We start from the raw sequence: 13,211 nt of genomic DNA on the forward strand, positions 1-13,211 counted from the left end.
AGAACCACTTAGTATTTTTCGACAAAGACATGGAAATTTTCAATGCTTTAAGTTACCTATCAATAGCAGGGAAAATGGATATGTCGATTGAGAAACATTATGTGAATGAAGCTGACTGGGGTTGTTGATGCTTTATATTGACAAGAAATTTTGTATCATGCGATATTCTATTCTTCTTGCTTACACAACTAAACAGGAGGAGAATAATGTCGGGAGAGACAAAAGAGGTTTTTGGCAGTAATTATGGCCAGAACGATGTAATCATCAACGGATTGATTGAAAAAATGACGCTGTTTGATGACAATCTGATGAGTCTTGTATTCGGGCAGAATATCGAGACAACGGAGTTACTGCTTCGCGTAATAATGGAGCGTGATATTAAGGTTATAGACGTCTGGGGGCAGGATGAATTAAAAAATCCAGTGATTGGTGGGAGATGTATTACCTTGGATGTGCATGCAATAGATGTCGATGGCAGACATATTGATATCGAGGTGCAGATTAATGCTGAGGGATCGCATGTCAAAAGAGCCAGATATCACAGCAGTATGATGGATGCGAGGATGCTGGAGGAAGGACAGGAGTTTAAGGAGATTAAGGATTCATACGTGATTTTTATTTATGATCACGATAAGTTCAGAAAAGGACTGCCATTTTATCACATTCAAAGGCGTGTTGATGAAACGGGTGAAGCCTTTGGAGATGGTTCGCATATTATCTATGTAAATGGAAGGTATGAAGGTAATGATGATATAGGTCGGATGATGAGAGATTTTCATCAGTGCAGGCCGGAGCTGATAAAAAGTGAGACATTGTCAAAAGCGGTGGCTTATTACAAAGAAAAGGAAGGACGTGGTGCTATGAGTGAAGCTGTAAGAAAGTACGCAATGGAATATGCAAAAGAGTATGGTGAGGAACAAAGAAGAGAAGGTATGAAGGCTGGAATTAAGGCTGGAATTAAGACTGGCATTGAGACTGGAATTGAGACTGGCATTCAGACCGGACGTCGTACAGAAATATTCTTATCGGTTCAGGATGGGGACTATTCGGTGAACAGGGGAGCTGAGAAGCTTGGAATGTCAGTGGATGAGTTTGAGAAATCAATGAGTGAGGCAGGCTACAGAGTGCCGGAGTTAGTGTAACACGTATATATACAATTAAAATCGAGGCATGTTTAATTATGGAAAATTCAAACGAAAAAGAAGACATGAGAGCACTTATTATGGTATTTGTAATATGGCTTTTGTTATGGTGTGTTGATAATAGACAGTATTTTTTTGAGTATCTGCCGCATCACTCAGATTATGAGATAGTGGCAGCATATAAAGCTTTTAATGGTGATATGCGTGATAATATAATCAGGGTATATGTACCGGATAGGGATAATGCTATCGGATATATAAAGGCAGACTACACAGACAAAGAGGAAAAGCCTATATATGTAGGATACAGTAAGGAAAGGTCACCTCACGTTGTACGTAAAACACCGGCGCTTTCAAAAGGAATGATTTTAGCGGGAGGAATCATTCCGGCAGCAATAGTCCAATATTTTTTTAGAAAAAAGCATAAATAGTGTCCTTAGACACGCAGGAAATTTAGAGACCCTTCAGGATTGTCAGTGCCCTTCTCAAGCAGCGAGATGAGCTCTGAGATAGTCTGTTCGGTCTTTTCTTTTGTGGACGGAATCAGTGTATTGTCAAGCTTCACGACGAGCACGAGAAGCACAATCTCTGCAAGCGCATCAGGCTGTTGGCACACGATAAGTCCCTCAGCTGCTCCCTGCCTTATGATTTCACCGGTCACCGGCTTTAGCTCGGTAATCAGGTAATTGATGTATTTGTTGTGCAAAAATGCATTCTCCTGTACACCATTTCCGGCATCGGACTGGATTTTTAAAAAAGGCGGCAGAGGAGTTGCGGCATGCCTGAAATATCATCGCCATGCGCACAAACGGAGATATATCGGTGCGCTTTGCAAGCTCCTTTGCGGTGGCAAGCGGCTCTTCGTAGCTTTTTGCCATAAGTGCATCAAAGATAGCCTCCTTTGATGAAAAATAATAATATATGCTACCCTTGCCTATCCCGGCTGTCTGGGCGATTTCGCTGACAGATATCTGGGATATTTTTTTTGTTTCTAAAAGGGTTCTTAGCGCTTCAAGTATCTTCTCGTATTTTTCCGAATTTGGTCTTGTGGAATGTGGCATAGTGGATCCTCTTATATTAGTTACGTTTATTTTAATATATATTATCACAATCCATATGATTCTTCCATGAGATTTTACCGGGGGAATAGGTTTTGGTAAAAATGATATGATACGTTTGGATAGTTTATGAAAAAATAACAGAATAGTTTGAAAATGAAAATATTTATATTGACCGACGGTCGAAAAAGTGATACTGTAATGAAGTAACAAGTTGACCGGTGGTCGAAAAGGAGAATTGATATGACTTATGCAGATATGTTTTCAAAGGTAAAGGGACTGTTTATGGAGTCTGATGTGAGCGATATAAGCGAGCACCTTGCTTTTCAGTTCAATATAACAGGAGAGGCAGAGGGAATTTTCTATGCCGAGGTAAAGGATGGTGTGCTGGCAGTGGAGCCGTATGAGTATTTTGACAGGGATGCGATTTTTATATGCAGCGCTGAGACTCTTTTTAAGCTGGCAGAAGGAAGGCTTGATCCGAGTCTTGCATTTACAACAGGCAAGCTCAAGGTGGAGGGAAATATTGATAAGGCACTTCGCCTGAAGCAGATTATAGACAGTAAGAAGGCGTAGGTGATGAAGATGAAGTGGGGAATAATTGCAGGTGTTTTAGGTGGTATTGCTGCAGCAGAGGCAGGCGGCAGTGCTTATTTCTACAGGAGGACCATGATGCGCTACAATGCCAAGAAGGAGCGCACGATGAAGATGTCCGGGGTTGACTGGGAGAGCTATTACAGCTTTATGAAGCCACGCGGAGAGTGGATGAGAGCACAGGCTCATGAGGATGTGTGGATTAGGTCCGATGATGGATTAAGACTGCATGCCACATATTTTCCTGGGATAGATGGAGGTAATCCGGATAAAGCCGTCATATGCTTTCACGGCTACACAAGTGAAGCTATGTCTGATTACAGCAGCATATCCAATTACTATTTAAAGAAGGGCTATAGCATGCTGCTTGTAGATGCGAGGGCACATGGACAAAGCGAGGGTAAATTCATAGGCTTCGGCTGCAAGGACCGCTATGATGCGCTTAAGTGGATTGACTGGATGATTAAGAAGGCAGGCAATGGCATAAGGATTGTTTTGATGGGAAATTCCATGGGAGGTGCCACTGTGCTTATGGCAAGTGGACTTAATCTGCCGGAGCAGGTGAAGGGAATTGTGTCAGACTGTGCATTTACCTCGCCTAAGGCGGTATTTACACATGTGCTTCACAGCATGTACCATCTGCCGGCTTTTCCGATGATTCAGATTGCAGATTTTGTGAACAGAAAAATGGCAGGGTATGGGCTTGATGAATGCAATGCTGCAAAAGAGGTGCAAAAGGCGAAGCTGCCTATTTTGTTTATCCATGGTGATAAGGATACATTTGTGCCATGTAGCATGTGTGATGAGCTTTATGCAAGCTGCGCGTCACAAAAGACAAAGCTGATAGTAAAGGGTGCAGGACACTGCGAGAGCTATTACAAGAATACGAAAGCTTTCGAGGACGCACTTGATAAATTTTTGGAAGGAGTTATGAGATGATGAAGACGAGAAAGGGACACAACGTATATCCGATTACGGTTGCACAAAAATTTCATTTGTACTATGCAAAGTACTGTCCGAATATGGCAGTACTCAATATAGGTACAAGCCTGACAATCGGCACGGAGCTTGACTGGAACGTGCTAAGGGATTCAATCAACTACGCGTATGCCAGAAACGAGGCCATGCGTATCCGCTTTACAAGGGATAAGGATGGAGAGTGCTATCAGTATATTGCGGATGTGGATGAGGATTTTAAAGAGAGAACTGTCGATTTCAAGGATTTTACGGATGTAACCATGGAGGAGGCAGAGAATGAGATGCAAGGCTGGACACAGGTGCCGTTTGAGTTTGAGGACTCTCCTATGACCAAAATCGTGATGATAAAGATGCCGGATGGATTCAATGGAGTGTACTTCTTAGGTCATCACATGGTGGTTGATGCGCAGTCACTTATTGCATTTTTAAAGGATATTATTGAGATATACTGTAATGCCATGTATGAGGGAGTACCTTTTCCAAAGGATATGTGCTCATATATCGAGCAGCTTAAAAAGGATCTGGCATATGAAGCCGGAAGTAAGGCACAGCTTAGGGACAGAGAGTTCTTTGAGAAGCTTATCAGACAGTCGGAGCCAATCTACAACGGAATCGACGGCACAGCAAAGCTTGATGCGGCAAGAGAACTGATGCATGATAACAAGCTAAGGAGTGCATTCAATGCATCGGATGATGTCACCTCAGCGCTTGATATCTTTCATCTGGAGGCTGAGCCGACAAAGCGTCTTATGGATTTTTGCGAGAAATATCATATTTCGCTTGCTTGTCTGCTTCTCATGGGAATCAGGACGTTTTTCCAGAAGGAAAACGGCTTCGATGATGTCTCCGTAAACAATGCCATCGCCAGACGTGCGACACTTAAGGAGAAGAAGTCAGGCGGCACACGTATTCATTCGTTTCCGTTTAGGACGTGCTTTTCAAAGGATGTACGCTTTATCGATGCTGTGTATACCATTAGGGATAAGCAAAACGAGCTGTTCCGCCATGCAAACTACAACCCGACAGAGTACTTTGCACTGCGCTCAAAGACCTATCCGCAGCCAAAGGCGGGGCTTACATATGAGCCGATGTCGCTTACATATCAGCCTATGACCTTAAAGGAAAAGGGCTTAAACGACCTGGGAGATATAAAATACAAGACTAAGTGGTACCCGAACGGCATGACTACACAGGCTATGTATCTAACGGTAATGCACCGCCCGGAGGACAACGGACTGGATTTCAGCTTCGAGCATCAGGTCAAGGCAGTCTCAAGAAAGCAGCTTGAGTATATGTACTATTACCTGTGCAAAATCATGTTCAAGGGAGCAGAAAACCCTGAGCTTACAATAGGCGAAATCATTAAATTAGTGTAGTGGATTAGGAAACGTATTAGGTAAAAGGAGATTATTATGTTTGATGAATTAGTGGAAATTATCTGTAATTATGTTGATGTTCAGCCGGCAGATGTGCACGAAGAGTCACGTTTTATGGAGGACCTGGGCTTTACGTCATTTGATTTCATGAGCATGCTCGGGGAGATAGAGGATACCTTTGATGTGGAGGTTGAGCAGACAAAGGCTGCAGAAATCCGCACAGTACAGGAAGCAGTCGATTATCTTGAGACATTAAAAGACGCATAATGGGCGCAGATAGGAGAAAATATGTTATTTCACACAATTCCTGAAATTCTTTCATATGCAAATGAAGCTTACGGCGCAGATGATGCGATAAGATGGAAGAAATCCAAAAATGAGATAGAGTCAAGAACCTACAGTGAGCTTAAGAATGATACAGACAGCTTTGCCAATGCCATCGAAAAGCTTGGCAAAAAAGGGCAGCATATCGCTGTAATAGGCCCTTCATCATATGAGTGGATAGTATCATATCTGGCAATCACAGAAAGCGGAAGTGTTGCGGTTCCAATCGATGCATCGCTTCCGGCAGCGGATATATGTGAGCTTTTGGACAGAGCCGATGTGAGGATGCTTATATTTGATGAGGCACGTTCGGATGTGGCTGAGGCCGCAGCTAAAAGCTGTCATGATATAAATGTGTATGTGTCTATGAACAGTACAGAGCATTGTCCACAGGTGCTTTCGTTTAAAGGGCTTATAGATGACAACAGGGGAAGCTACGAGCCGGCAGTGGCAGAGGATGCGCTTTGCACTATCATGTTTACGTCCGGAACCACAGGAAAGAGCAAGGGAGTCATGCTGACGCAGAACAACCTGGCTGAAAATGCCACATGCCTTGACATGAAAATTGGACCTCACACGGTAATCTTGTCTGTGCTTCCGATACACCATGCATACTGTCTGAGCATGGATATTCTGAAAGGAATTTCACTGGGTTCGGTAATCTGCATCAATGATTCCATCATGCGCATGGCAAAAAATATACAGCTTTTTACTCCCGACATGATTCTTATGGTGCCTCTTATGATTGAGACATTTGCCAGAAAGCTCGAGGAGGTAAGGGCAGCAGGACTTCCTGCAGAGCCGGTCCGTAAGAAAATGTTTGGAGAGAGGCTTCATACAATCTGCAGTGGCGGTGCGTACCTAAATCCTGATTATGTTGATTTATTTGCAGAGTTTGGTATCACCATATTGCAGGGCTATGGCATGACGGAGTGTTCTCCGGTCATAAGCACAAATCTAAGCTGGGATATCCGCAAAAACTCGGTAGGCAAGCTGATGCCAAACTGTGAGGCAAAAACAGTTGACGGTGAGCTTTTTGTCCGCGGTACAAGTGTGATGCAGGGCTATTATAAGATGCCAAAGGAGACTGAGGAGACACTGTCGGACGGCTGGCTTCACACGGGTGACTTAGGCTATGTGGACGAGGATGGATATATTTATCTGACCGGCAGAAGAAAAAATCTGATTATCACCAAAAACGGTGAGAATGTGTCACCGGAGGAGCTTGAAAACGCTCTGAGCGTAAATCATCTCATAAAGGAAATCATAGTGCGTGAGTCTGAAGGAGTGATTGAAGCTGAGATTTTCCCGGACAGAGAGTATGCTCAAAATGCAGGTATCGTCGATATAAGGGCAGCACTGCAGGCGCTTATCGATGAGTACAATGTGAATGCACCTGCCTACAAGCGTATCTATAGCCTTAAAGTAAGGGAGAGTGAGTTTGAAAAGACGGCTTCACGTAAGATAAAGAGAAGCTGATAGAAATAATCACATAGTTACTATAATACTAAAAAGAGGAAGCCGATGCATGTGGCTTGCATCGGCTATATATGAAAAAGATTAGTATGAGTATTGCGTAATTAATATGTTTTGTTGCTTTTGTTTTGTATCTTTCGTTTATGATGTTAGTATACAAATCAATTGTGAAAACCGTGTGTTTTGAATTTCACTTTTCTGTAAACAAAATATGAACAAACTGTGCAGTCCTAAGGTACCATAAAAAATCCTTAGACAATATCATGATTTTGTGTATAATTATAGTATCGGTATTTGTTATTGCATATAGGATAAGATTTTATGCATAATCAAACAGCGATATTATTTTTTACAAGGGGAAAAAGATGAAATTATTAAGTTTTGCAATCCCATGTTACAATTCAAAGGATTACATGGAGCATTGTATAGAGTCTATCCTGCCGGGTGGAGATGATGTGGAGATAATTATTGTTGATGACGGTTCAAAGGATGAGACGGCAGCGATAGCTGACAGATATGCAGCCGAATATCCTGACATAGTAAAGGCTGTACACCAGGAGAACGGTGGACATGGAGAGGCTGTAAACACAGGTCTCAAAAATGCCACAGGCAAATATTTCAAGGTCGTTGACAGCGATGACTGGGTGGATTTGGAATCATACAAGAAGATACTGGACAAGCTAAGGGAGTTTGAGCAGGAGAATACACAGATTGATATGCTTCTTGCCAACTATGTCTACGAGAAAGAAGGAGCAAAGCGTAAAAAGGTTATGCGTCAGACCGGCTTTCCACGCAATGAGATATTTACCTGGAGTGATATAAAGCATATTCACAAGGGACATTACATACTGATGCATTCGGTAATATACAGGACAGAGCTTTTGAGAAGCTGTGGACTCAAGCTGCCAAAGCATACCTTTTATGTGGATAATATCTATGTATATAAGCCGCTTCCGTATGTGCGCACGATGTACTATCTGGATGTGGACTTCTACAGATATTTTATCGGTCGCGATGACCAGTCGGTCAATGAGCAGGTGATGATACGCCGTATTGACCAGCAGATTCGTGTAAATAAGATTATGTTTGATGATGTCAAATTGAATGAGATAACAAATGAGATGTGCAGGAAGTATATGTACAGCTATCTGGAGATTATTACGACTATTTCTACTATTCTGGCAATTATCTCAGGCACCGATGAGAACATGGCTAAGAAGGATGAACTGTGGGCATACATGAAGGAGCACGATGAAGAAACCTACAAGAAGCTGCGCCATGGCGTCATGGGACAGTTAATGAACCTGCCGGGCAAGGGAGGCAGAAAGGTAGCTATCGGTGCGTATAAGCTGTCACAGAAGGTTGTCGGATTTAATTAGACGGATGTGAAATAAGGAGTATTATATGGATGAAGTATATAAGCAAATTGTTAATATAGCAAAAAAATATAATACAAAAAAAGTAGTGCTGTTTGGTTCACGCGCCAGAGGCACGAATCATCCTAAAAGTGATATTGATCTGGCTATTTATGGATGTGAGGATTTTGGTGATTTATCGGATTGTCTTAATGAGGAGTTGTGGTCTTTACTAAAGCTGGACATAATAAATATGGATGATAAGCATATTTCACCGGTACTGGTGACAGAAATAGAAAGGGATGGGAGGGTATTGTATGAAAAAGTTTGACCAGTATGTCAGCCACTTGAGGATATTGTCAAGGGCATTTGATGAAGACTTGACAAATGATTTTATTGTGAGCGGTATAATTGATAAATATTATATACAATTTGAGCTGGGCTGGAAGGTCTTAAAGGAGCTGTTACGATATGAGGGCGCTAATCAGGCTGCAACAGGTTCTCCAAGAGAAATTATAAAAACTGCATATGCGTATTATGATTTTATTGATGAGAGTGTCTGGCTTGGAATGTTAAGAGACAGGAATGATACAACTCATATATACAATGAGGAAGCTGCACGTCAGCTTGTGAATAAGGTGCTTGACAGTTATATTCATGAATTTCAGGTGCTGGAAATGAAAATTAAAGAAAGATATTCAGATGAGGTATTATCATCAATTAATTAAAGTAAAGACCACAGAGCAAAACAGAGACTCTGTGGTCTTTTAATATTGCAATTAAATTACTCTCCAAGTGTGAGCATGGTATCTATGCAGGCCTTGGCCTTTGTTCTTATATCGTCAGGCAGTATGATTTCTTCTCCGCCTGCTCCCTTAACACAATTGTATACATCCATCAGGGTAGTGAGCTTCATATTGTGGCATACGCAGTCTTTTGAGAGCGGATAGAAGCTCTTTTCAGGGCACTCATACTGTAAGTGCTGCAGTATGCTGTTTTCAGTTCCGATGATAAATTCCCTGTCTGTGCTGTTTTTAGCATAGTCAATGATGCCGGTGGTGCTTCCGATATAGTCTGCAGCCTTTGAAACTTCAGCAAGGCACTCCGGATGTACGAGAAGCTTTGCAGCAGGATGAGCCGCTTTTGCTCTCTCAACATCTGCTATTGACATGCGCAGGTGAGTAGGACAGCCACCATGTACAAATTTGAAGGTCTTTTCCGGAACCTGTTCCTCAACCCATGCGCCCAGATTGCAGTCAGGGATGAAAAGAATCTTGTTATTGTCAATATTTTTAACAATTTTTACAGCGGATGAAGATGTGACGCACACATCGCATATGGTTTTAAGCTCTGATGTGGTGTTTATGTAGGCAACCACTGTATAGTCAGGGTTCTCGGCCTTTAACGATTGTAAGAGCTCTACATCGAGCTGCTCCGCCATAGGACAGCCGGCTGAGCTGTTTGACAAAAATACATGCTTGTCAGGAGATAAAATCTTGCAGGTCTCTGCCATGAAGCGGACACCGCACATGAGCACATTCTTCTGTGGTGCTGTGGCAGCCTGCTTGCTGAGTCCATATGAGTCGCCTGTGAAATCGGCAACCTCAAGTATCTCGTGACTCTGATAAGCGTGAGCTAATATACAGATATCATTTTCCTTCTTTAATCGGATAATCTCATCCTGTAATTCTCTTGTTGTCATCATAATATGATATACCTCTTGAAATTCCTAGTGTGATTGAAGCACAGTTGTATCAATGTAAGCCCATTTTGGATTTTACATAAAGAACCGGCCAAAATAAATAAGTTACTTGTCATTATACTTAGCTGTAAACCAGCTGTCAACACAAAAGTTTTACAGGTGTCTTGTCAGTTGTAAATTTTAGTGTTATAATACGCCCATTACAGTAAATCGCATCCAGGGGGATGTTGCTAAAGAAGCGGCTACATCGGTGGATGCAGGTAAATAAAAGAGGTAACATACTATGAATACAGATGTACTTATTGTGGGAAGCGGCTGCTCAGGTCTTTATTGTGCGCTTAAGCTTCCAAGAGACATAAGAATTACACTGATAACAAAGTCAGATCTGGAGAGCAATGATTCATTTCTGGCGCAGGGCGGCATGTGCATGCTTAAAGAGCAGTCTGATTTCGACAGCTTTTTTGAGGATACCTTAAAGGCCGGCCACTACGAGAATGACAAGGAGTCGGTTGGGATAATGATAAACTCATCCCCTGAGGTGGTTAAGGATCTTGTTTCATACGGAGCAGATTTTGCGAGAAATGATGACGGCTCACTTGCCTATACGAGAGAGGGAGCTCATTCACACAACAGAATTATTTTCCATGAAGACGTGACCGGAAAAGAGATAACAAGCACATTGCTTGCACAGGTTAAGAAGCTTTCAAATGTGACACTCATGGAGTATACAACGATGGTTGACATCATCGAAAGGGATAACAAATGCTACGGCGCCATCATCAGAAAACAGGATGGCACGCTGGAAAAGGTGACAGCGGCATACACTGTCATGGCCTGTGGCGGAGTTGGAGGACTGTACAGATTTTCAACAAATTTCAGACATCTGACAGGTGACTCACTTGCCATTGCAAAAAAGCATGACATAGAGCTTAAAAACCCAGACTATGTGCAGATTCACCCAACGACCTTTTACACGAAAAAGCATGAGGACAGAAGCTTTCTCATTTCAGAGTCCGTAAGAGGTGAGGGTGCTAAGCTTTTAGACAAGAATATGAACAGGTTTGTCGATGAGCTCTTACCAAGAGACGTGCTGACCGGCAAAATCCGTGAGCAGATGAAAAAGGACGGCACAGACTTTGTCTGGGAGGATTTGCGCACCATTCCAAGGGATGAGCTTGTATCACATTTCCCAAATATCATTGAACATTGCAAGGAGATGGGATATGATGTCTTCAAGGAGCCTATTCCTGTTGTTCCGGCACAGCACTATTTCATGGGCGGTGTCAAGGTGAATCACCACAGCCGCACATCCATGGAAAGTCTCTATGCAGTTGGAGAGACCGCTTGTAACGGAGTGCACGGAAGAAACCGTCTTGCAAGCAATTCACTGCTTGAGAGCCTGGTATTCGCAAAGCGTGCAGCAGGACAGATGGCGGAGCTTGGCTTTGTAAATGATGAGATAGCAGCCAAAAAGGCCGCAGATAGCATCGACCTCGCAGACTACAGCGATGAAAAAGCTGTAGAGAGAGAATACAGGAAGCTCGCCATGGAGGCAATAGAGGGCCGCACCGGCGCACAAGACATGAATGCCGAATCAGGTGTCACCTACATTCAGGCATAAAAGCAAGTATCACCCCGGCACCACACAGCATAAAAAGTGCGAAACCGTAATAAATAATAATTTGAACGAAAGGAATTTAAATATATGTACGATCAGGTAACACTGGGCCTCAACGTAGACCCATTCATATTAAGCGCATTAAAGGAGGACATCACAAGCGAGGACGTGTCCACAAACAGCGTGATGCCACATCCACAGGCAGGAGAGGTGGATTTAATCTGCAAACAGGACGGAATCATCTGTGGACTGCAGGTTTTTGAGAGAGTTTTCACACTGCTTGATGCAGATACAAAGGTAGAGTTTTACGTAAAGGATGGCGATAGGGTAGAAAATAAGCAGCTTATCGGCAAGGTTTACGGAGATATCAGAGTACTCTTGTGCGGTGAGAGAACTGCGCTCAATTATTTACAGCGCATGAGTGGAATTGCCACATATACCAGTCAGGTTGCAGCGCTCTTAGAGGGCACCGGTATCAAGCTTTTGGATACCAGAAAGACAACCCCAAACAATAGAATTTTTGAAAAATACTCGGTCAGAGTCGGTGGTGGAAACAACCACAGATACAATCTCTCGGATGGAGTGCTTCTTAAGGATAACCACATCGGAGCAGCTGGCGGCGTAAAAGAGGCAATCGCCATGGCAAAGGCCTATGCTCCGTTTGTCAGAAAGATTGAGGTTGAGGTAGAGAGCTTTGATATGGTGAAGGATGCGGTTGAAGCCGGTGCCGACATTATCATGCTCGACAACATGTCCACAGAGCTTTTAAAGCAGTGCATCGACTACATTGACGGCAGAGCCGAAATTGAGGTTTCGGGAAATGTTACCAAAGAAAATATTGCAAGAATAAAGGGTCTTGGTGTAGACTATGTATCAAGTGGTGCGCTCACACATTCAGCGCCTATTATGGATTTATCACTTAAAAATCTACACGCAGTATAGATTTTAGATTGCCGGTCGCACTATGCTGTGACAGTAATGTTTTACAGAAAGGAACGAAAATGAACGGTGATGAGAGAAGAAAAAAAATAATAAATATTCTATCCTCGTCAAAGTCGCCTGTGGCGGGAGTTGCGCTTGCAAAGGAGCTTGATGTGAGTCGTCAGGTGATTGTGCAGGACATAGCACTGCTTCGAGCAAACGGAGCCGCGATTTTTTCGACAAACAGAGGATATCTGATACAGGCGGATAAGCAGTATTCGAGAGTATTAAAGGTGGTTCACGAGGATGATGAAGTAGAGGAGGAGCTTTCAACAATAGTTGATGCCGGAGGCCATGTGAAGGACGTATTTGTATACCACAAGGTCTACGGAGTGATCCGCGCTAATATGGACATCAAGTCCAGACGTGATGTCAGAAATTACCTGGAGGAAATCCGCACAGGAAAGTCCAGCCTTCTTAAAAATGTAACTTCAGGTTATCACTATCACACAATATGTGCGGAGAGTGAAGAGGTGCTTGATGCCATACAGGAGGAGCTTAAGCAGAAGGGCTTCCTTGCAAAGCTGCAGGACTATGAGCCGGTGGATTTCTGGGGAGACAACGAGGACGAGGCAAAGGCTTAATTTTATCGTAAAGTTAAAGCGTA

General features: G+C 42.9%; 16 protein-coding genes. 13 read left to right on the forward strand and 3 right to left on the reverse strand.

The genetic code is table 11. The annotated features are described in order from the left end of the window. Positions 1-206: 206 nt before the first annotated feature. Together EUBREC_RS04550 and EUBREC_RS04555 are read left to right on the forward strand one after the other, a co-directional pair. Positions 207-1,142 carry a PD-(D/E)XK nuclease family transposase gene (locus EUBREC_RS04550; RefSeq protein WP_012741884.1) on the forward strand — a complete coding sequence of 312 codons (936 nt, stop codon included), beginning with the start codon at positions 207-209 and terminating at the stop codon, positions 1,140-1,142. A gap of 38 nt (positions 1,143-1,180) precedes the next feature. Next, positions 1,181-1,573, forward strand: a complete 393-nt coding sequence (locus EUBREC_RS04555) for a hypothetical protein (RefSeq protein ID WP_012741885.1) — start codon at positions 1,181-1,183, stop codon at positions 1,571-1,573. A gap of 5 nt (positions 1,574-1,578) precedes the next feature. On the opposite strand, the gene EUBREC_RS17910 is transcribed toward EUBREC_RS04555, so the two are convergent. Then, positions 1,579-1,848: a hypothetical protein gene (locus EUBREC_RS17910; RefSeq protein WP_306718929.1), complete on the reverse strand. Its 270-nt coding sequence runs from the start codon at positions 1,846-1,848 to the stop codon at positions 1,579-1,581. Then, positions 1,793-2,203 (reverse strand): TetR/AcrR family transcriptional regulator, encoded by a 411-nt coding sequence (locus EUBREC_RS04560; protein WP_012741887.1) that lies wholly within the window; start codon positions 2,201-2,203, stop codon positions 1,793-1,795. The genes EUBREC_RS17910 and EUBREC_RS04560 overlap by 56 nt, the downstream gene beginning before the upstream one ends. Positions 2,204-2,443: 240 nt before the next feature. On the opposite strand from EUBREC_RS04560, the gene EUBREC_RS04565 reads away from it, so the two are divergent. The 8 genes from EUBREC_RS04565 (at position 2,444) to EUBREC_RS04600 (ending at position 9,031) form a co-directional block, all read left to right on the forward strand. Further along, on the forward strand, positions 2,444-2,776 hold the full coding sequence (locus EUBREC_RS04565; RefSeq protein WP_012741888.1) for an SCP2 sterol-binding domain-containing protein: 333 nt from the start codon (positions 2,444-2,446) through the stop codon (positions 2,774-2,776). A 3-nt stretch (positions 2,777-2,779) separates the two neighbouring features. Further along, entirely contained in the window at positions 2,780-3,733 is a 954-nt protein-coding gene (locus EUBREC_RS04570) for an alpha/beta hydrolase (RefSeq protein WP_015568932.1), read from the forward strand. Further along, positions 3,733-5,148 (forward strand): condensation domain-containing protein, encoded by a 1,416-nt coding sequence (locus EUBREC_RS04575; RefSeq protein ID WP_015516887.1) that lies wholly within the window; start codon positions 3,733-3,735, stop codon positions 5,146-5,148. The genes EUBREC_RS04570 and EUBREC_RS04575 overlap by 1 nt, the downstream gene beginning before the upstream one ends. 36 nt (positions 5,149-5,184) lie before the next feature. Then, positions 5,185-5,415, forward strand: coding sequence for an acyl carrier protein (locus tag EUBREC_RS04580; RefSeq protein ID WP_012741891.1), 231 nt, complete (start codon positions 5,185-5,187; stop codon positions 5,413-5,415). 21 nt (positions 5,416-5,436) lie between these two features. Next, positions 5,437-6,951: an AMP-binding protein gene (locus EUBREC_RS04585; protein WP_012741892.1), complete on the forward strand. Its 1,515-nt coding sequence runs from the start codon at positions 5,437-5,439 to the stop codon at positions 6,949-6,951. A 362-nt stretch (positions 6,952-7,313) separates the two neighbouring features. Further along, positions 7,314-8,327 (forward strand): glycosyltransferase, encoded by a 1,014-nt coding sequence (locus EUBREC_RS04590; RefSeq protein ID WP_012741893.1) that lies wholly within the window; start codon positions 7,314-7,316, stop codon positions 8,325-8,327. Between the two features lie 25 nt (positions 8,328-8,352). After that, complete coding sequence (locus tag EUBREC_RS04595) at positions 8,353-8,634, forward strand: nucleotidyltransferase family protein (RefSeq protein ID WP_012741894.1); 282 nt, start codon at positions 8,353-8,355, stop codon at positions 8,632-8,634. Then, complete coding sequence (locus tag EUBREC_RS04600) at positions 8,621-9,031, forward strand: HI0074 family nucleotidyltransferase substrate-binding subunit (protein WP_012741895.1); 411 nt, start codon at positions 8,621-8,623, stop codon at positions 9,029-9,031. The genes EUBREC_RS04595 and EUBREC_RS04600 overlap by 14 nt, the downstream gene beginning before the upstream one ends. Before the next feature lie 56 nt (positions 9,032-9,087). Here EUBREC_RS04600 and nadA read toward each other — a convergent pair whose 3' ends face one another. Beyond that, the gene (gene nadA / locus EUBREC_RS04605) at positions 9,088-10,008 is read right to left on the reverse strand and encodes a quinolinate synthase NadA (RefSeq protein WP_012741896.1); all 921 of its coding nucleotides are present in this window, start codon (positions 10,006-10,008) and stop codon (positions 9,088-9,090) included. 280 nt (positions 10,009-10,288) lie between these two features. Here nadA and EUBREC_RS04610 point away from each other — a divergent pair, with 280 nt between their 5' ends. The 3 genes from EUBREC_RS04610 to EUBREC_RS04620 all read left to right on the forward strand — a co-directional run bounded on the left by EUBREC_RS04610 (position 10,289) and on the right by EUBREC_RS04620 (position 13,188). After that, entirely contained in the window at positions 10,289-11,626 is a 1,338-nt protein-coding gene (locus tag EUBREC_RS04610) for an L-aspartate oxidase (RefSeq protein ID WP_012741897.1), read from the forward strand. A gap of 84 nt (positions 11,627-11,710) precedes the next feature. Continuing rightward, the gene (gene nadC, locus EUBREC_RS04615; protein WP_012741898.1) at positions 11,711-12,565 is read left to right on the forward strand and encodes a carboxylating nicotinate-nucleotide diphosphorylase; all 855 of its coding nucleotides are present in this window, start codon (positions 11,711-11,713) and stop codon (positions 12,563-12,565) included. A 59-nt stretch (positions 12,566-12,624) separates the two neighbouring features. Beyond that, complete coding sequence (locus tag EUBREC_RS04620) at positions 12,625-13,188, forward strand: transcription repressor NadR (protein ID WP_012741899.1); 564 nt, start codon at positions 12,625-12,627, stop codon at positions 13,186-13,188. The last annotated feature ends 23 nt before the right edge of the window (positions 13,189-13,211 follow it).

Source organism: Agathobacter rectalis ATCC 33656, assembly GCF_000020605.1.
Taxonomy (GTDB): Bacteria; Bacillota; Clostridia; order Lachnospirales; family Lachnospiraceae; genus Roseburia; species Roseburia rectalis.